Here is a 19,803-nt window from a genome sequence, read left to right as displayed (position 1 = left end):
CTTGATGCAACTTGAATTATTTTGTGTATATAAAAAGGATTGCTCGGTGATAGAAACAAAACAAAAAGAACGCCTTCGCCGTTTAAGTGAATGCATCAAACGCTCTGGTCGAATTCATCTAAAAGAAGCAGCCAGGATACTTGAAGTCTCTGAAATGACCATTCGACGAGACCTAAATGCGGACACTGAAGGCCCTATCCCTATGTCGCTACTTGGCGGCTATATTGTTTCTGTTACCCAGCCTTCCTCACACACAACTCATGATCCACAAGCCGATATTTTTACACTCGACCAAGCTGAAGAACTGTATATTCCTAACTTAGCCGCAAGTCTAGTATCAGAGGATGATGTAATATTTTTCGATAATGGCATTGAAATAGCGACTTTGATATCGCTCATCCCTGAAGAAATTAGTTTTACAGGCATTTGTTATTCCCATAACGTTTTTCTGGCTCTCAGCCAAAAGAAAAATGCGACTGCGCTATTATGTGGCGGGGAGTATCGCCCGAAAAGTGACTCCTTTTATAACCCGACTCAGCAATCCATTCTTGATTCCATTAACCCTAAGAAAGCCTTTATCTCGGTGGCGGGCATACACAGGACTTATGGTGTAACTTGCTATAATTTAGATGATTTACCAATTAAGAAAAAAGCGATGGATAAATCCATCCGTAAAATTTTGCTCGCTAAATATAATCAGTTTGATGAAGTTGCTACCGCGAATATGGGAGAGCTTTCTCAGTTTGATGTTGTCATTACCAACCGCCCCTTATCCGATGAGTATGAAACTTACTGCCGCAACGGGTTTGTGAAAGTCATTTACTAATAATTATTTAGTTCACCATTTTATTATGTCGATTTTAAGGTTGATTTTCGACACGTTCATATGACGTGTCGACCCAATCGACATAACCTCAAAACGTGTCGATTTTATGGCTGATTTTCGACACGTTGATATGACATGTCGACCTAATAGACATAACCCCAAAACGTGTCGATTTTATGGCTGATTAAACCTTATTCCAATACTTGAGGCAAAAGACAGCTCTGAAATCGAAAATATCGTCACGACAACAGATAAACTCTTTCAATATATCAATGAGGATAGCCATGCAGACGCGATGACAAAAGAAGCGTTGCGGTATAGAACTGCTCTTTATGAAGGTTATAACGAATTAAAATATAGACCTTTATGTGCTGATACTGCATTAACAGTGTGTAACACAATTAAAAATACACAAATGGACATCCGAAAGCTGCCTGGTACTGCATTAAAAAATCAAATGACAGGTGAAGTTATTTATACACCTCCACTAGGTGAACAAACAATCACCGAGCTACTGAGCAATTGGGAAAAATTTATCCACCAAAATGATGACCTTGACCCTTTAGTTAAACTTGCTCTTACACATTATCAATTTGAAGCAATCCATCCTTTTACTGATGGCAATGGACGGACGGGAAGGGTCATCAACATATTATTTTTAATAGAAAAAAATTTGATAACTTTACCTATACTCTATTTAAGCCGATACATTATCAAAAATAGAAGTGACTATTACTCTCTATTATTGAATGTCACAAAAGAAGATGATTGGGAGCCATGGATTTTATATATGCTCTCCGCAATCGAGCACACATCAAAATGGACAATGCATAAAATCAATGCAATACGTGAATTAATGGAACATGCCTCTTCACACATCAAAAATCAACATAGTGATATTTATAGCTATGAATTATTACAGTGTATTTTTGAGCAACCATACTGTCGGATCAAAAATTTAGTTGATAAGAATATAGCAAGAAGGCAAACCGCATCTAATTACTTAAAAAAATCTTTTGATATCAATATATTAAAAGAAATTCAAGTAGGAAGAGAAAAGCTTTTCGTTAATTATAATTTAATAAATTTAATGAGTGATGACCAAAATCGATTTGAGCAATATCCAAGCCATAGTTAATCAAAAAAATATTGATTTACTCCATAATAAGATGCCATCTATTTCTTTGACTAGATGGCATTTATCTTAGATTTTTATGGTTAAATAATCCGCTGCCATTTCTGTGGCTGGAAATATTGCTTGGCACTCTGCTAACAACTTTGGCATATCTTCCGCACTGTAGCGACCGCTAATATGAGTTGCGATAAAACGCTTAACACCTGCATCGAGTGCAAGCTGTGCTGCTTGGCCAGTGGTAGTGTGACCTCGTTCATTGGCTTTTTGTTGGTAAGCGTTTTCAAGCGTAGTTTCGTGTACCATCACATCGGCATCTTTTGCCAAAAATAACGCTTGTTCAGTTGGCTCCGTATCACCAAAAATTGCAATCACTTTACCCGGTTTTGGCTCACCCAAATAATCAGCCCCATTCACACTTCGCCCATCTTCTAACGTGATGGTTTCACCTGCTTTTAGTGCCTGCATCCAAGGCCCGCGAGGGATATTATCTTGTGCCAACTTTTCAACATCCAACGGCCCCTTTTTGGCATGCTCTTGAATACGATAACCATAACATTCCACACGATGATTTAAAGGGTAAGCCGTGACAATAAACTCACCGTCATCAAATAACTGCCCCGATTCTATTTCAACAATTTCCAATGGATAAGTCATGTAAGATTCGCTGATGGATAAGGTGGTTTCAATATAGAGTTTCAAGCCTTTAGGGCCATAAATCGTTAATACATCCGTCGAACCGCCCATGGAACGACTACATAGCAAACCTGGCAACCCGAAAATATGATCACCATGCAAATGGGTAATAAAAATCTTTTCAATTCTTGGTGCTTTAAACACACTATTGAGAATGCGATGTTGTGTACCCTCACCACAATCGAATAACCAATATGTTTTACGAACACCGTTCAGATTCAATATCATACTGGTGACATTACGTTCTTTTGTCGGCACACCAGCGCTGGTGCCAAGGAATGTTAATTCCATTATTTATCTCTCCATTTTTATTTTTTTATTATGCCGCAGCTCTTAGCATTACAGGGTCAGGGTTGCTGAATACTATCAACCATTTTTCACACTTTCCCAGTCCAAACCAAAGCGGGCTAAATATTTACGCAATCTATCAGCATCATTTGGCTGTTTTTTCTGTTGCCTTGATACCGCAAATAATGTTCGACCCGCTTCGGAAAGACTTGTTGAACGGCGACATACTGACAGCACAGTTTCTAATTGTTGCTGTTCAAACAAATCAATTTCACCGATTTCAGGTGGCAATGTATTTTTTGCTTTGGTCATCCACTGGGATTGTAAACGGATAATTTCTTCATCTGCTACCGATTTTGTCACTCGCCCGTTTTCTGCAAATGTTGCCATTCGGCTCACCGAAGCTCCCAGCTCACGAAAGTTACCGCGCCATAAGGAATTATCAGAACAAGCAAATTTCAAATAAGCCTGTCGCGCTTCACTATCAAAACGGATCTGACTTTGCTGATCATGACTAAATTTCGCCAATTCATAATCCATATTTGGCTCAATATCTTCACGCCGTTGGGCAAGACTGGGTAATGTGAATGTCCACATATTGATCCGCGCAAATAAATCTTCACGGAACTTTCCCTCTTCTACCCATTGAGCCAAGTTACGATGCGTGCCCGCGATCAATTGAAAATCACTTCGCACTTCTTCATCTGCACCATATGGAAAAAAACTTTTTTCTTCTATGGCTTTGAGCAGCATAGCTTGTTCATCCAGTCCCAGTTCGGCGATTTCATCCAAAAATAGAATGCCACCATCGGCTTCCTTTAATAAACCTCGGCGGGGATTAATTGCCCCCGTAAATGCACCTTTGATATGACCAAATAGAGTCGACATCGCATTATCACCGCGCAATGTGGCACAGTTAACTTCGACAAATCGGCCTTTTACTTGGTGGCGACTTTCACGTAATTGATAAATTCGTCGCGCCAGAAAAGATTTACCCGCCCCCGTGGGTCCATTCAATAACATTGGCGCTTTCGAACGCAATGCGACACGCTCTATCTGTTCAATCATGGCATTGAAATTAGCGTTGCGAGTTGCAATGCCTGACTTAAGAAAGGAAACCTGTGCTTGCTGCTCTTTTTGAAAGCGGCTCGTAATATGGGTATAGCGACTTAAATCGAGGTCAATAACAGCGTAAATACCGGCAGGATCTTTTTCTCTACCTGCTTGCGAAGGCGAAGTTTGTATCAATTTTGCAGGCAGATAATGGGCTTCCGTCAACAAGAACCAGCAAATCTGTACCACATGCGTTCCCGTGGTGATGTGCACTAAATATTCTTCATTTTCAGTATCAAAGCGATAATGAGCCGCAAAATCAAGCAGCGAGGTGTATACCTCTTCAAAGTCCCACGGATCGGCAATATCAACTTCACGCAGTACCACTTCAGTGTGCGGTGAAGCTTGTTCAATATCCTCTTTAACACGGTGCGCCATGCTGTAATCATTGACCTGATGGATCAATTCGAAGCGGTCAATATCCAGATCCGGCTGCTGACACAGCCCAACTGTTGGCCGCCACTTTGACCAGCGGTTGGCTCTTTTACCCCGCCTATCCAACACCGTACCCAGCACACCAATGACTACTTTACGTTTTGCGTTCATATTTTTTATATAAATTTATAAATGACGATATAAAAAGATAATAAATAGCATGAGGTATTTAGACAACGAACAACATCAGAATTATCATAAAAAATAATTAATCGATTAATATCAAATAGATAAAAACATTTTCTATCAATTTAAAAAAGTTGGCACGGTTATGGCACTACTCATTGTATCCACTGCCGGAAATTGTCAGAACTTAAGTTCTACCAGTGCAGACATGGTGACTAAGAATGTCACTGCATGGTCTGTATTCTGCCGTCAGTAAGTAAACAAGTGATTATGGTTAAGTCAGGTTCGATTCCTGTCATCACATACCCTTACATCTGAAATGTATAAAAAGTCGTGGTCGTTACGCGACAAACCGCCACCCGAGAAATTAACCGGGTAATAGGCAGAAATGTAGGCGCAACATAATTCGTATTGCGGCTTCGGTTAGCTGACTATCACTAACCGTTCCGTGAATCGAGAAATGAAAGAAATTTAGCACTCTACACTTCACCCTATTACTTCGTTTCTTTCTTCGGTGGCGGCCTCAAAATAATAAAAGGACAAATAATGAAAAAAATAAATGTGGCACAAGGACAAATAGCGCTTACCGAGAAAAACGGCAATTTCCAACATCTTTTCATGGCAGGAGAATATAGAGTCAATGATTGGTTTAATAAATTAACTATCACTCTGTTTACTTTAAATCATGAGCCAATTGATGAAAAATTAGCAGAACATTTACGCCAATATCATCCTGATTGGGTGAATGAATACTGTGTTGATATTAATTTATCCGATGATGAAATTGGTTTTTTATATCTACATAATAATCTGACAGAAATTTTAGCACCGGCAACACGTCGTTTGTATTGGAAAATGGGTAACACTCAGCGTGTTGAGACACAACAAACGGGTGATATCGCTATCCCACAGATATTAATGAATCGCTTAACCGCAAAAAAACGCATTAAAGGCAATGATATTAGCTTAATAGTACAAGTTTCCGCATGGCATGTTGGTGTACTCAAGGTTGATGGTGAAATAAAAACATTGTTGCAACCTGGAACTTATGGTTATTGGCGAATTGAACATAAACCGGAAGTTGAAGTGATTGATACCCGTTTACAATCATTGGAGGTGAGTGGTCAAGAAATCTTAACCAAAGATAAAGTGACCTTGCGAGTCAATCTGTCTGCTAACTGGCGCTATCAGGATATTTTGCTGGCTTTTTCCAAGTTGAGTCAGCCTATTGATTACCTGTATCGTGAGCTGCAGTTTGCATTAAGAGAAATTATCGGTACTCGCTCACTGGATGAGTTGCTTGAAAATAAACAATTAATTGATCAATTGATGCTCGAACAAATTGCGTCATGTGTTGCTACCTTTGGCTTGGAAGTTGACAGCATTGGTGTCAAAGACATCATTTTACCGGGTGATATGAGAACTATTTTATCGCAAGTGGTCGAGGCAGAAAAAGCCGCCCAAGCGAACGTGATCCGTCGCCGAGAAGAGACGGCAGCCACTCGTTCATTACTGAATACGGCCAAAGTGATGGAAAACAACCCTGTTGCACTGCGCTTAAAAGAACTTGAAACACTCGAAAGCATCGCGCATCGAATCGACCAGATTTCCGTTTACGGTGGATTAGATCAAGTATTGAACGGGCTGGTAAAAATTAAGGCATAACATAATGACTAATAACGACTTTAACCAATTGATTTTAGAAAACAGTGCACCAGTGAAGATGTGGACAAACGGCGTGCCAGTTGACCCAAAAGCAGTGTCACAACTGCAAAATACCGCAAAAATGCCCTTTATTTTTAAACATTTGGCGGTAATGCCAGATGTTCATGTGGGTAAAGGGTCGACGATAGGAAGTGTGATCCCAACCAAGGGTGCCATCATTCCTGCCGCTGTGGGTGTGGATATTGGTTGTGGAATGATAGCGGTGCGTACATCACTAACCGCCTCCGATTTACCGGATAGTTTGCAAAACATCCGTTTTGCGATTGAAGCTGCCGTACCACACGGGCGCACAACACATCGACATGGACGAGATAAAGGCGCTTGGCATCGAACACCGGAAATTGTTGATCAACATTGGGCACACTTGGATGAAGAGTTCAAACGTATTTGTGATAAATACCCAAAACTACGTGGAACTAATCACTATAACCACTTAGGAACATTGGGAACAGGGAATCACTTTATTGAGTTATGTTTGGATGAGCAAAACCGAGTTTGGGTGATGCTGCATAGCGGGTCACGTGGTGTTGGTAATGCCATCGGAAACTTGTTTATTTCACTAGCGCAGAAAGATATGCAACAGCATATGGCCAATTTACCGGATAGAGATTTAGCCTACTTTGAAGAAGGAAGCCAACACTTCAATGACTATATCGAAGCGGTTGGTTGGGCACAGGATTTTGCTCGTCATAACCGTGAAGTGATGATGCATCGGGTTTTAGAAGCGCTATCGCGAGAAATTATCAAACCATTTACGACACAACAAGAAGCCGTTAACTGCCACCATAATTACGTGCAGAAAGAACAACATTTTGGTGAGGAAGTTTTGATCACTCGTAAAGGTGCAGTATCTGCAAAAAAAGGCGAAATGGGCATCATTCCTGGGTCGATGGGTGCGAAAAGCTTTATCGTCCGCGGTTTGGGAAATGAAGAAAGTTTTTGTTCTTGTAGCCATGGAGCAGGCCGAGTGATGAGTAGAACAGAAGCAAAAAAACGTTTCACCGTTAGCGATCAAAAAATAGCGACAGCACACGTGGAATGCCGAAAAGACAGTGATGTCATTGATGAAATTCCAATGGCCTATAAAGACATTGATGCGGTCATGGCGGCTCAGTCATCACTGGTCGAAATTGTACATACTCTGCGTCAGGTAGTGTGTGTAAAAGGATAGGAGAAATGCATGGAAAGTGAACATTTTAGTGTTTCCCCGTTAATGCAAACACGTATACACGACACATTAGCGGAAATAGAAACAATTTCTCAGGTAAAAGTGCTTTTCGCCTGTGAATCAGGCAGTCGCGGATGGGGCTTTGCCTCACGCGACAGTGATTATGACGTACGATTTATCTATGTTCATCAGTTAGATTGGTATTTAACACTCGATAGAAAACGCGATGTAATCGAGAAACCCATAGATGATGAACTGGATGTGGCAGGTTGGGAACTATCAAAAGCATTAAAGTTGCTGCGTAACTCGAACCCTGCATTAATCGAGTGGTTACATTCACCGATTATTTATCAAAAAGATGAGCTATTCTATCCACAATTTGAGCAGTTAGCCGCGAAATTTTATTCACCGTTAAAGGCGCGTTATCACTATTTATCGATAGCAAAACGTAATCTTCATACGGATTTTAAAGGTGAGCAAGTACGGCTTAAGAAGTATTTTTATATCTTAAGAGCAATACTTGCATTGTGTTGGATTGAGCAGTCAAAAGAGATGCCACCAATGGCATTTAGGCAACTTGTTGATGCGACTGTAACGGATAAATCAGTCTTGGCAGAAATAGATGAATTGCTAATACTCAAGCGTAATGCTGATGAAAGCCTTTATGGTACAAGGCGACCTGCGATAGACAGGTTAATAGTGGAGACGATTGCAAAATCTGAAAAGCTCAATTTTCCTGAGCCTTATTGTCGAGATAGCAAATTATTAGATGAATTTTTACAACAAACTATTTTAAAACGCTATTGAACCTGCGACGGGAGATATCCCGTCGCCCTCACGATTAATAATTTTCTCAATTAGATCTCCTGCATAATAAAAAATCCAGTGACCTGAACGGCGGAATCCAACTCGAAATGAGACAAGTATCAATGCTATGATGCGTCTCCTAGCCGCTGAGTAGACAATCTCATGACACGCACCCAACGCTTATTGACCTTATTGCAAATATTGAAAGAGAGTCGCTACTCCGTTACTGCGGAATCACTCGCTTCTCAATTACAAATAAGTGTCAGATCTATCTATCGTGATATTGAGACTTTGCGTTGTCAGGGTGCGGAAATTTCAGGGGAAGCGGGCATTGGCTATCAGTTAAAATCAGGATTATTACTCCCTCCTTTAATGTTTGACGAAAACGAACTTGAAGCGCTTATTCTCGGCTTACGATGGGTACAAAGTAATGCAGATGAAGAGCTGAGTACATCAGCCATGCGCGCAGCGAATAAAATAAACTCTGTAGTGAAGCTAGGCTCACAAGCTATCATCAATCAAACAACCTTATTTGCACCAACCACTCAGTTGCCCCATATTGATCATGCCATCGCTAAAGCTCTACGTTGCAGTCTTAGAGAAGAAACCAAAGCAAACATTGATTATGAAGATCACAGTGGCAAACTCAGTAGCCGCGTGATCTGGCCTATCGCGATTGGTTATATGAAAGAGACTCAAGTTCTCGCCGCGTGGTGTGAATTACGCCAAAGTTATCGTCACTTCCGCTTAGATCGAATCCAATCCTATGCAGTTTTAAATGAAAAGTTTCCCTACCCTAAACATTATTTACTCGAGCGCTGGCGAAAAGAAATTTTACGCTCCGATAATTCAAGCTGTATATAAATTTATAGCGTGCATCGCTCCTGACAAAAACTGTCACTCACTTACCCTATGATGAGTTCTCAACTTACTCATAAAGGAAAGGCCATGAGCGAACTCACTCTGTATACAAATTCAATGTCACGCGGTAATACCGTCGATTTAATGTTAGAAATATTAGCCGTGCCTTATAAACGTATCGAGCTCTCTTATGGCGAACAAATGCATACAGCTGAATATCTAGCCATTAATCCGATGGGAAAAGTACCAGCACTTGTTGATGATAATAATATCATCACTGAAACAGCCGCGATTTGCCTCTATTTAGCAGATAAATTTATTGAAAAAGGTTTCGCACCTGCTTTTGATTCACCGCAACGTGCCGCTTATTATCGTTGGTTCTTCTTTACCGCAGGCCCTATTGAAGCAGCATTTACCGCGGATCAAATGGGATTAGAACTCAATGAAGAACAGCAAAAAATGTCTGGTTTCGGCTCATTTAAGCGGGTAATGGACTGCTTGGAAACTGGACTCGCGAATGCCGAGCCTTATATTTGTGGAAAACAGCTGACCGCGGTGGATGTGTATGTTGGATCCTTTTTAGTATTTCTAGCGAAACACAATTTGATCGAAATATCACCTGTGATGAAGAGTTATCTAACAGCTCTCAGTTTGAATGCTGAATTTAAAGCAAAAATGGAATCTTAATCTAGAGTTAGAGATTGCTAATTTCTATACTACAAGGCCATCAATCATGATGGCCTTAGACTCATTGGTATCGAAAATAAAACTTAGCGCCAGTTAGTATTTTTCATGATAGAAAATTTGCCTGCGCCCAAAAAGGCAACTGCAATTGCGCTGACAAAGAAGTAAACAATACTTTCAATTGCCCAAGCACCCGTTTTATCGAGTAAGAATGTCTTATCTAAACCAACCATTAGCCAAGCAACAAACATGGTAAAAGCAACAAGTAATGCTGATGGGCGGGTCAATACTCCTAGAATAATAAAGATAGGGGCAATAATTTCGCCTAAAAATGTTCCATAAGCAATAAACTCGGGTAAACCATGTGCTGCAAGTAAGCCCTTAATACCACTTGCTCCTGTTAATAGTTTGCTTATGCCATGAAATAGCATTAAACCACCGACAGTAAGACGTAATAAAAATTTTCCAGCATCATCATGTGCTAGCAACCGATTGAATGAGCCTATCACTGTGTACTCCTCAAAATGAGAATATCCATCATTATTCGTTATGACTTAAACGCAAATGTAATGATAATCATTTTTATTTATAATTGTCATGCTTATATCACGTTTATACGAAATTATTCTTAATACTTTAGTAGTAGCTGGGATTCATGTTTAAGGTGATCCGTATAAAAAAGATAGGCAAACTTGAATCAACAATTTAGTCTTACCTACACCCAAAGTCATACGAGTCATTATGCGAAATATTCCACTAATCAGTGTCGATGATGTGAAACGTGATGTGTTAGCGATCGGTACCGACTACTTACCGAATATACTGTTAAATTCGCACGTTCACCGCAGAGCACAATTCTTATATGGTGCAACGGGGTTAATTGAAGTCAGTACCGCTGATGGAGAATGGGTGATCCCACCTGACAGTGGCGTGTGGATCCCTAAAAATACACCTCATGCAACTCGTATGCTGAATGTCAGTACACGCAGCCTCTATATCGAGCCAACTGCGGCTCCAAGACTAAGCCATAAATGCGAAGTCCTTCGTGTCACTCCGTTATTACGCCAATTACTGCTGGAATCTGTCGATATGCCGATCGAATATGATCTTGAGGGCCGCGATGGCATTATGATCCAGCTGATCTTGCACGAAATTTCTCGTGCCGAACCTCTTCCGTTTTTTGCCCCGATCCCCAGAGACGAAGTTTTGGCGAAACTATGCCGTGAGTTTCTAAAATCGCCGAAAATAACATCATCTCCTCAAGAATGGGCTAAAACATTATATAAAAGCGATCGTTCATTTAGTCGATTTTTTAGTGCACAGACTGGTTTATCATTCTCGGACTGGCGGCAAAAAGCCTGCTTACTTAGCGCGATTACACATATATCGGCAGGTAAATCGGTCACTGAAGTCGCTTTTGATTTGGATTACAGTAGTGTCGGTGCATTCTCTACTATGTTCAAAAAATGGTTAGGAAAAACGCCTTCGAGCTTTATATCTAAATAGTTCGATTTGCGTGCAGCCAAACAACAAAGGTAGAAAAGGTAGAGTAGATAGGGAGCACTGTTAAACCCGATGACCGGAGTTGCAGAACATAGCCAACAACGATGCCACATAAAGTATGCCAAGTATAAAATGATTGCTTTAAAGCAATCTGTATTATGGCGACTAACTTTAAAAGCACATATTGCCAATAACAATACTTGCATTAGACCGAACGGTCTATTAGAGTAACACCATGAACAGAAATAACGAACACGATACTCGCGAGCATCTTTTAGCCACTGGTGAATCACTTTGTATACATCGCGGTTTTACTGGTATGGGGCTTAATGAATTGCTCAAAACAGCAAAAGTGCCAAAAGGCTCGTTTTATCACTATTTTCGCTCGAAAGAGGCTTTTGGTGTGGCGATGCTAGAGCGCTACTACGCCGCTTATTGTCAGCGTTTAGCCTCACATTTTGATAGTGCAGAAGGCAATTATCGCGATCGTTTTTTGGCCTATTACGGCGAAATGTTAAAGCACTCTTGTATCGAAGGTTTAATCAATAACTGTTTGACAGTAAAGTTGTCTGCCGAAGTTTGTGACCTTTCTGAAGATATGAATGCTGCAATGAATAAAGGTGTCAGTCAAATCATCACATTGCTTCAAAAAGCACTTGAGAAAGGTTATGAAGAGAAATCGATCTTTTTTAGTGGAGATGCTTTAACTAATGCTCAAGTTCTCTATTCATTATGGCTGGGGGCGAATTTACAGGCTAAAATTTCGCGTAATGCTAGCTCACTTGAAAGTGCGTTAGCCCATGTGAAAACTATTATTGCAGTGCCGAGCCCATAATCGCTGGCACTTTTTATTTATGTCATCACTAATCGACCGGTCTATTAAGGAAGCGATATGTCACAAGAAAAGTTGTTTACGCCGTTGAAAGTGGGAGCGATTACTACACCAAACCGTATATTCATGGCACCACTAACTCGCCTGCGTAGTATTGAGCCAGGTGATATTCCAACACCATTAATGGGTGAATATTATCGTCAACGCGCTAGTGCCGGATTGATTATCTCTGAAGCAACGCAAATTTCTGCTCAAGCTAAAGGTTATGCAGGTGCTCCAGGATTACATAGCCCAGAACAGATAGCAGCATGGAAAAAAATTACCGCAGGTGTTCATGCTGAAGGTGGTCGTATTGCAGTACAGCTTTGGCATACAGGCCGAATCTCTCATACTAGCCTCCAACCTAACGGCGCAGCACCGGTTGCACCTTCAGCTCTTAGTGCTGGTACTCGTACCTCTCTTCGTGATGAAAATGGTCACCCAAACCGTGTTGATACCTCAATGCCACGCGCATTGGAGTTGAATGAAATTCCGGGAATTGTTAACGATTTTCGTCAAGCCGTTGCGAACGCCCGTGAAGCCGGATTTGATATGGTTGAGCTTCATGGAGCCCATGGTTATCTATTGCATCAGTTTCTTTCACCTTCTTCTAATCATCGTACTGATCAATATGGTGGCAGTGTCGAAAATCGTGCTCGCCTCGTCTTAGAAGTCATCGATGCAGTCAGCAAAGAGTGGAGTCCTGAACGAATTGGCATTCGTGTTTCTCCGATTGGGTCTTTCCAAAATGTTGATAATGGCCCGAATGAAGAAGCAGATGCGCTATATTTGATTGAAGAATTAGCGAAACGTGGCATAGCTTACTTGCATATGTCTGAACCAGATTGGGCTGGTGGCGAACCGTATAGCGAAGATTTCCGCCACAAAGTACGTGAACGTTTTCAAGGTGTGATTATTGGTGCAGGCGCTTATACCGTAGAGAAAGCTGAAGATTTGATTGCTAAAGGCCTGATTGATGCCGTTGCATTCGGCCGTGATTTCATTTCCAATCCGGATCTGGTCGCTCGTTTACAACGTAAAGCTGAGCTTAATCCAAGTCGACCAGAAACCTTTTATGGTGGTAGTGCGGAAGGTTATACCGATTATCCATCGTTATAATTCTTCCATTATTCCTCTATTCATCGCATGACATTAATAGCGGCAAGTTTTGCCGCTATTATTTTAATTCTGCCAATCTTCTTAATAAATTTTTCTCTCAACGTTATGACAACTATCAGTATTAGAGATACTCGAGAAGAGATTAGTCCACTCGCCAAAAACAACTCAGTTATCCGATTACTGCCATCGCTGTACTTTGACTGCCTTTTTCATGCATCATCTCGACGTATTAAATCAATATCCGTTAGGATAGCTTAAAAAGGAGCCCACAATGACAACTGAATTTTATAGCTATCAACCCACAAAGGGACATGAATTACCCCATGACCCCATTCCAGCTTTAATTGGTCCACGCCCTATTGGCTGGATATCGACCAGTGATAAACAAGGTCGCACTAATCTTGCGCCCTATAGCTTTTTTAATATTTTTAATTACTCACCACCGATATTGGTATTTTCAAGTGTAGGTAAAAAAGATACGGTCACGAATGCTATCGAAACCGGCGAATTTGTTTATAACCTTGCTACGCGCGCATTAGGTGAGCAGGTTAATATTAGCAGTGCCAGTTTACAAGCTGGTGAAAGTGAGTTCCCATTGACGGGGCTTACTACGTTACCTTCTACTCTTATTGCCCCGCCACGTATCGCACAAACTCCAGTTTCGATGGAATGTGTCGTAACGCAATACCAACAACTAAAGCGTGCCGATGGCAGTTTATTAGATACTTGGATGGTGATGGGGGAAGTTGTTATGGTACACATTAACCAGCAAGTACTCGAGCAAGGTGAATATAACACCGCACAACAACAGCCTTTATTACGTGCCGGTGGGCCTGCTGACTATTTCTGGATAGAAGAACAACAAAAACTGCAAATGTATCGACCAAAATAATTCAAATTTCATGTATGTATTAAGCAAAGCTAGCCCTAGCTTTGCTGCTTATTTTTACTGCATCAATCGGTTTAAATAACAGCAATTTAACGATACCAAATATTAAAATAATTAAAAAACATCACCACAAATTAAAATGCCCTTCGGGTTCGAATAAAAATTGACCTTCAAAGATCAACAGTCCCTCGGATAGTTGAATGAGATCACTGTGGATACAACTTAAAGCATGACGAATAGATTTTTAAGTCTAAACTTCAGAGATATCAACTCAATCATCTTGGCAAATAAGCTGCTCATCATCACTTGGATAAGAGAAATGTTGGGTAATCAAATCAAACTCCGCATCTGAGGTTTTAAACGGATTATCCCCGACTTCATTTCGCTTAGATAATCGTCGTTTACATTCATCTGAATCAACTTTAAGCACGTGAAAGACATAAGGGACACCAGATGATTCGGCTAATGATTTTAGCCACTTTCGTTGTGCTGGCGTATTGGCAGGAAAATCCATTACCACTGTATTTCCCGCTTTTACCAATTGCGGGATATGCGTTTCTAATACGCTTTTTATCAACGTACTTTTCTCAATGTAGTGAGAAAGCTCCGTGATCTGCCCCGGATACAATGTTGATAACCACGCATCTTCACTGATTAAAACTGTACGTGCTTTATAGGCTAAAGTCTTGGCGAGCGTCGATTTACCTGAAGCAATTTTCCCACATAAAAAATGTAACCGCGCTTCCGCTGCCGATTTTAATAAATCTGTTCCGTAGGAATTATCAATAACACACAGCCATTGGTCTTCTATGAATTTAAAAACATAGGTCGCCTCTCGCACAGTGTCAAAATCGGCACCATTGTGCATTTTGGCGTTCAGTAAGGTTTCGGCTAAAACCAATGCGCAGTCTTCTCCAAAAATAACTTTCACAGTACCTTGAGCGACCTGCAAAGTATGATTAAAAAATTCGGCAATCGCGATAAATGCTTTTCGTAGGCTTTCTTTTCCGCTGACATGTAAATCATCTTTAACGACTAGCGAACCATTTTCAGAGTAAAAATTCATCAAATAGGTAAAATCTTCATTAGTGATAGCTTGATCAGCTTTGGCGATTAATTCAACTAATTGCTGTTTATGTAATTCGATATTTGATGGATTAAATATAGTGGCCCCTCACTGAGATTTTTAGTATTTTATTGTTTTTTTACTCAGAAAATTACTTATCATCCGTGTTTAATTTTCTATTTTTCAGGCTTAAAAAAAGCCAGAATAGATATTCTGGCCATTATTTTAATTAATGCTTTTTACTTTTATGATGATTTAGTGTCTCTTCTTTGAGGTCTAACTCATCGCGCAGTCGATGGTAAACGCGCTCATTGATATTTTTGCCTTTACGCATTTGATACAGTGCATCGCGTTTTACTTGTAAGGCTGAGCGAGACATTGCGCGCTCCATATCAATCATTCTATGAAGGTCATAAATATCAGATTCAGTTTCATCTGTGTTATCTAAACGTCTACCATAGATTTCTAATAACTGTGCGCCCACTTCAGTACGCATCGCAATTTCATCCATGTTTTCCGATGGATGGTTCATCAGTTCACGTAGGTGTGCCATTGCAGCTTCATTCAATGCCATTCGAGCACGAATTTCGTCATTATCATAAGGCAAATCCTGCACAAGACCTTTCGTTAGAACAGGTAATGCAATACTCGCAATGAGCAATGAACATAAAATAACGCCCATCGCTAAGAAGATAGCCAAATCACGATTTGGAAATAATGTGTTATCTGGCATTAACAGTGGCAAGGTCAAAATACCTGCTAAGGTAATCGCCCCCCGGACACCTGCTGTTGCCATAATAGCCATCATTCGGATGTGTAATACATCAGCATCTTTACCACGACGACGCTTGTGGAATACCGTTAATGTCATCGATATCCATACCCAGCTAAAACGTAATACAGCCAGCGATACCGTAATGACTATTACATACACAAACAACATCCATGGATGACTTGCTCCAGCTGCTTCAGCAACTTGTGGCATGTTATTCCACATACTAGGAAGTTGCTCGCCCAGTAAAATAAAGATCATACCGTTAAGTGCAGTTTGTACTGTGTCCCACACTGCTTTGCTTTGCATACGCGTTGCCGCCTGCATACGCCCCGCGATTTTCTCATAGTGCATTGCGATACCCGCAACCACTGCAGCCAAAATACCCGACACATGAAGATGTTCAGCCACTAAATAAGCACTGAATGGCATCAATAGGCTGATCATAATCTGAATGGCAGGTTCTTCACCGGTACGCTTAACCAAAAATTGGTTTAACCAGCCAATGACCCAAGCAACCAACAGACCGATAACAATCCCACCAACCGCAACGAAAACAAACTCTCCCGCAGCTGAAGCTAAAGAGAATGTCCCCGTTAATGCTGCAGTAACTGCGAAACTAAAGCAAACAAGGCCTGTTGCATCATTCAGCAGTGATTCACCTTCAAGAATATGTGCCATACGTGAAGGGAGTGGTGAATTCACCGTCATAGCGGAGACTGAAACTGGATCCGTCGGTGACAAAATCGCAGCCAATGCAAAAGCAACGGCTAATGAAATCGCAGGGATTAACCAATGAATAAAGAAACCCATTCCGATCACGGTCACAACAACGAGACCAATCGCCAATGACATGATAGGTTTTAATTCTTGGAATAAAGCCTCTTTTGGAATACGCCAACCATCCAAAAAGAGTAATGGTGGAATAAATAAAAATAGGAACAGATGAGGTTCAAACTCAACCGTAAAGCCCAACACTGACAGCCCTGCACCGAGTGCTATCTGAATAATAGGTAAAGGAATAATATCCTTAAGTAGCCGTGAGATAAAAACACTCACAATGACGGCTAATAAAAAAACTAAAACAAGTGTCACAACTGACATGAATGTGCTCCGATATTAAGCTAAGCATAGGTTATCAGTAGTGAAGTAAATAGATAAATCGAATCGATGTAAAGTCTCGATTTATCATAAAGACAAAAAAACAGAATTATCATAAAACTTTCATGAGAATCATTCTATTACAGAATATTACAGCCATTCTCAAAGTTTCTTTAATTGAGCGTTATCATTATGATAAGAAAATATTTATTTAAACTTCATATGATAAATACTCGGTTGGTTTTCAGATCTATTGATCTCTTTTCGCTATTTTTATTATTTTTTCATATCCGTAATGTTATGACGTTCAATCAACTCCTGTAAAACCTGCTTTAGCATTTTGCTTTTACGTGTGCCAAGTGGCGCTAAAACCGATTGTTCGTGTAATTCTGCTTCTTTAAGCAATCCTTCGACTAATAACATGCCGCTAGAAGTCATACTCACAAGAGTAATCCTTCTATCACTACCATTATGATTATTGTGCCTAATCACATGCCCTTGTTGCTCTAGTCTTTGCAATACACGCGTAATAGTCGGCTGCTTACTGACTGTTTTTTGCGAGAGTTCAGTAATTCCCATAGAACCATTATCAGCAAGTGTCGAAAGTACACGCCATTCCAATACAGACAAGCCATGTGCCTCAACAACGGCATGAAACTCTGACGATACCAGCATCCATGCCTGCCCCAGTAGGGCAGGCAGATAATTATCAACAAATATTTTAGAGTCTGACATCTGTTCCTCTTGTCTAATAGAATGTGTAATTTCATTCGATATTAAAAGGTTAGCAGAAGAAAAACGACCACTTAACATAATTTGTTTAAAACTTTCCAGTAAGTAGTGACCCAAAACCATCAACCCGAGTGTCCAAACCCAATTTTTTCAGCATCATGTAAGTTGTCGCCACTGATGATGACAATACAGGTAAACCGATACGATCTTCGATCAATTGAACGGATGGTAATGAAGGCATTTGTACACAAGCAGAAGCAACTATCACATCTACATTGGTATTCAGCTTTTTAGTAATTTCAACGGGCGCTAACGGATCTTGGCGGCCAACATCAAGGTTATCCGGGATTTCTAACGAAATACTGTCAACGACTTCAATTCCTTCACTTTCAATATAATCGATAACCAACTGAGTTAGCGGTTTCATGTAAGGCGTTAGAATTGAAATACGCTTGGCACCCACAGCATGTAACCCATCAACAAGAGCGCCAGCACTGGTCACGACAGGTGCAGAGTGACCATTGTCTATTGTTCGTTGAAACAATCGCTTTTCAGAAATACGATGGTAGCCTTTCCCCATACTCATAATCGCTACTAAGCAGGCATAGCCTAATACATCAACCGCAGCATCAGATAGCTCAATAGCGCAGCGATCACTATCAGCATCCATTTTCGCTAATTCATCTTTCGTTACTTTCTTCATACGCATACGACTTGAATGGAAAGTAAAGCGCTCGGCAAACAGTGATTCACGCGCTCGTAAAATAGCGGGGATCTCCGTTTCCATTGTGGTATTAGAAGAGGGCACGATTTGCCCAATACGAAATGTACGTGCGCCACTCATAGCCCTTTCTCCTGTAAACCATCATCTTGTTCTGCGAATTGATTGAGTTCATCGACATCTTGCCCATCATGATGAAAATGTGCAGCGGTCAATGGACGGCGATTCACTTGTAAATCGAAAATATCAAAACGATTATAGTGGCCAGTAATATCATGCATTTGGCGTGGTTGAATGCAGCGATTTAAATCGATATCTGCATAGACAATGCCCTCTTGGTCTATCAGAGGTTCGCCGATTACACGCCCATCTGGCCCGATAATGCCCGAAAAAGCACTATTAGGACGCGCGAGTAATTCGCGTGATTGCGGATGTGATTGTGCCATGGCTTCTACAATTTCCTCTGACACTGTAGAGCAAGAAACGATAGTGAATACTTTACCTTCAAAGCAGTGAGCCGCAGCCCTTAACCGAATCGCCTCAGCCATATCATAATCTTTAGGCGCAACAGGTAGAGCAATGTAGCTAGCAATATGCACTAGCTCGCCTTGGGCTAATAAAGAGAAACGTGCAAGCGTATTGGTATTCTCACCACAAGCCAAAGCACCTAAAGGCCCAATACTGGTTTTGTGAACTTTCAAAGATGATGCATCACCATTTGCCCAAGTCAATTTTTCTGCCCACGTTGGCACTAATTTGCGATGACGGCCTAATATTTTACCTTCATCAGAAATTGTCACTAAGGTGTTATACAACGTCGCGATCCCATTTGGATTACGTTCATTCACCCCAATCACTACGTTGATATGGTGGCGAGCGGCTGCTTGAGCAATTTTACGAATTTCAGGGCCGGGTACTTCAATCGCTGATTTGCACAGTTTCTCAAACCATGGGCTACCCTCAATCGGGTTCATTACCCAGCTCCAATAGGGATAACCAGAAACAAATACTTCAGGGAATGCGACAAGCGAAGCACCATTATCCGCGGCCTCTTCGATGAGATGGCACACTTTATCGACAGTTGCATCCGTATCAAGGAAAACAGGTGCGGCTTGAACAGCCGCTGCCTTAAATTGAGGTAAATTTAACATTTGCTGCTCTCCTTTGC

General features: G+C 40.9%; 19 protein-coding genes. 11 read left to right on the top strand and 8 right to left on the bottom strand.

The genetic code is table 11. The features are described from left to right. Positions 1–46: 46 nt before the first annotated feature. The gene (gene deoR / locus OOA_RS19000) at positions 47–826 is read left to right on the top strand and encodes a DNA-binding transcriptional repressor DeoR (RefSeq protein WP_008913799.1); all 780 of its coding nucleotides are present in this window, start codon (positions 47–49) and stop codon (positions 824–826) included. Between the two features lie 193 nt (positions 827–1,019). Continuing rightward, positions 1,020–1,964: a Fic family protein gene (locus OOA_RS18995; RefSeq protein WP_083880311.1), complete on the top strand. Its 945-nt coding sequence runs from the start codon at positions 1,020–1,022 to the stop codon at positions 1,962–1,964. Between the two features lie 66 nt (positions 1,965–2,030). On the opposite strand, the gene rnz is transcribed toward OOA_RS18995, so the two are convergent. After that, positions 2,031–2,945, bottom strand: coding sequence for a ribonuclease Z (rnz, locus tag OOA_RS18990; protein ID WP_008913797.1), 915 nt, complete (start codon positions 2,943–2,945; stop codon positions 2,031–2,033). Positions 2,946–3,020: 75 nt separating this feature from the next. Further along, positions 3,021–4,601, bottom strand: a complete 1,581-nt coding sequence (rtcR, locus tag OOA_RS18985; RefSeq protein WP_008913796.1) for an RNA repair transcriptional activator RtcR — start codon at positions 4,599–4,601, stop codon at positions 3,021–3,023. Positions 4,602–5,159: 558 nt separating this feature from the next. Here rtcR and OOA_RS18980 point away from each other — a divergent pair. From OOA_RS18980 to OOA_RS18960, 5 genes are all read left to right on the top strand, one after another. Then, complete coding sequence (locus OOA_RS18980; protein ID WP_201764617.1) at positions 5,160–6,281, top strand: slipin family protein; 1,122 nt, start codon at positions 5,160–5,162, stop codon at positions 6,279–6,281. A 4-nt stretch (positions 6,282–6,285) separates the two neighbouring features. Beyond that, entirely contained in the window at positions 6,286–7,512 is a 1,227-nt protein-coding gene (locus tag OOA_RS18975; RefSeq protein WP_008913794.1) for an RtcB family protein, read from the top strand. A 9-nt stretch (positions 7,513–7,521) separates the two neighbouring features. Then, positions 7,522–8,316: a nucleotidyltransferase domain-containing protein gene (locus OOA_RS18970; protein WP_008913793.1), complete on the top strand. Its 795-nt coding sequence runs from the start codon at positions 7,522–7,524 to the stop codon at positions 8,314–8,316. A gap of 162 nt (positions 8,317–8,478) precedes the next feature. Continuing rightward, positions 8,479–9,180, top strand: coding sequence for a helix-turn-helix transcriptional regulator (locus OOA_RS18965; RefSeq protein WP_008913792.1), 702 nt, complete (start codon positions 8,479–8,481; stop codon positions 9,178–9,180). 84 nt (positions 9,181–9,264) lie between these two features. Beyond that, entirely contained in the window at positions 9,265–9,864 is a 600-nt protein-coding gene (locus tag OOA_RS18960) for a glutathione S-transferase family protein (protein WP_008913791.1), read from the top strand. An 83-nt stretch (positions 9,865–9,947) separates the two neighbouring features. Here OOA_RS18960 and OOA_RS18955 read toward each other — a convergent pair whose 3' ends face one another. Next, positions 9,948–10,370, bottom strand: coding sequence for a DoxX family protein (locus OOA_RS18955; RefSeq protein WP_008913790.1), 423 nt, complete (start codon positions 10,368–10,370; stop codon positions 9,948–9,950). Between the two features lie 232 nt (positions 10,371–10,602). Here OOA_RS18955 and OOA_RS18950 point away from each other — a divergent pair, with 232 nt between their 5' ends. The 4 genes from OOA_RS18950 (at position 10,603) to OOA_RS18935 (ending at position 14,246) form a co-directional block, all read left to right on the top strand. Then, positions 10,603–11,367 (top strand): AraC family transcriptional regulator, encoded by a 765-nt coding sequence (locus tag OOA_RS18950; protein ID WP_008913789.1) that lies wholly within the window; start codon positions 10,603–10,605, stop codon positions 11,365–11,367. Positions 11,368–11,599: 232 nt separating this feature from the next. Beyond that, positions 11,600–12,199, top strand: coding sequence for a TetR/AcrR family transcriptional regulator (locus OOA_RS18945; protein ID WP_008913788.1), 600 nt, complete (start codon positions 11,600–11,602; stop codon positions 12,197–12,199). A 57-nt stretch (positions 12,200–12,256) separates the two neighbouring features. After that, complete coding sequence (gene nemA / locus OOA_RS18940) at positions 12,257–13,354, top strand: alkene reductase (protein ID WP_008913787.1); 1,098 nt, start codon at positions 12,257–12,259, stop codon at positions 13,352–13,354. Between the two features lie 271 nt (positions 13,355–13,625). Beyond that, on the top strand, positions 13,626–14,246 hold the full coding sequence (locus tag OOA_RS18935; RefSeq protein ID WP_008913786.1) for a flavin reductase family protein: 621 nt from the start codon (positions 13,626–13,628) through the stop codon (positions 14,244–14,246). A 268-nt stretch (positions 14,247–14,514) separates the two neighbouring features. Here the strand turns inward: OOA_RS18935 and OOA_RS20375 are convergent, their stop codons facing one another. The 5 genes from OOA_RS20375 to OOA_RS18905 all read right to left on the bottom strand — a co-directional run bounded on the left by OOA_RS20375 (position 14,515) and on the right by OOA_RS18905 (position 19,786). Further along, a complete protein-coding gene (locus tag OOA_RS20375) occupies positions 14,515–15,309 on the bottom strand; it encodes an AAA family ATPase (protein ID WP_008913785.1) in 795 nt (264 codons plus the stop codon). A gap of 229 nt (positions 15,310–15,538) precedes the next feature. After that, positions 15,539–17,185, bottom strand: coding sequence for a Na+/H+ antiporter (locus OOA_RS18920; protein ID WP_008913784.1), 1,647 nt, complete (start codon positions 17,183–17,185; stop codon positions 15,539–15,541). A gap of 273 nt (positions 17,186–17,458) precedes the next feature. Continuing rightward, complete coding sequence (locus OOA_RS18915; RefSeq protein WP_040691975.1) at positions 17,459–17,917, bottom strand: MarR family winged helix-turn-helix transcriptional regulator; 459 nt, start codon at positions 17,915–17,917, stop codon at positions 17,459–17,461. Between the two features lie 85 nt (positions 17,918–18,002). Next, positions 18,003–18,758: a maleate cis-trans isomerase family protein gene (locus tag OOA_RS18910; RefSeq protein WP_008913782.1), complete on the bottom strand. Its 756-nt coding sequence runs from the start codon at positions 18,756–18,758 to the stop codon at positions 18,003–18,005. Further along, positions 18,755–19,786 carry a carbon-nitrogen hydrolase family protein gene (locus OOA_RS18905; RefSeq protein WP_008913781.1) on the bottom strand — a complete coding sequence of 344 codons (1,032 nt, stop codon included), beginning with the start codon at positions 19,784–19,786 and terminating at the stop codon, positions 18,755–18,757. Before OOA_RS18905 ends, OOA_RS18910 begins: the two co-directional genes overlap by 4 nt. Positions 19,787–19,803: the final 17 nt, after the last annotated feature.

The sequence above is a fragment of the Providencia burhodogranariea DSM 19968 genome (genome assembly GCF_000314855.2).
GTDB classification, from domain to species: Bacteria; Pseudomonadota; Gammaproteobacteria; order Enterobacterales; family Enterobacteriaceae; genus Providencia; species Providencia burhodogranariea.
Note: the sequence above shows the minus strand (reverse complement) of the source record. Positions and strands in the feature narration are given on the sequence as shown.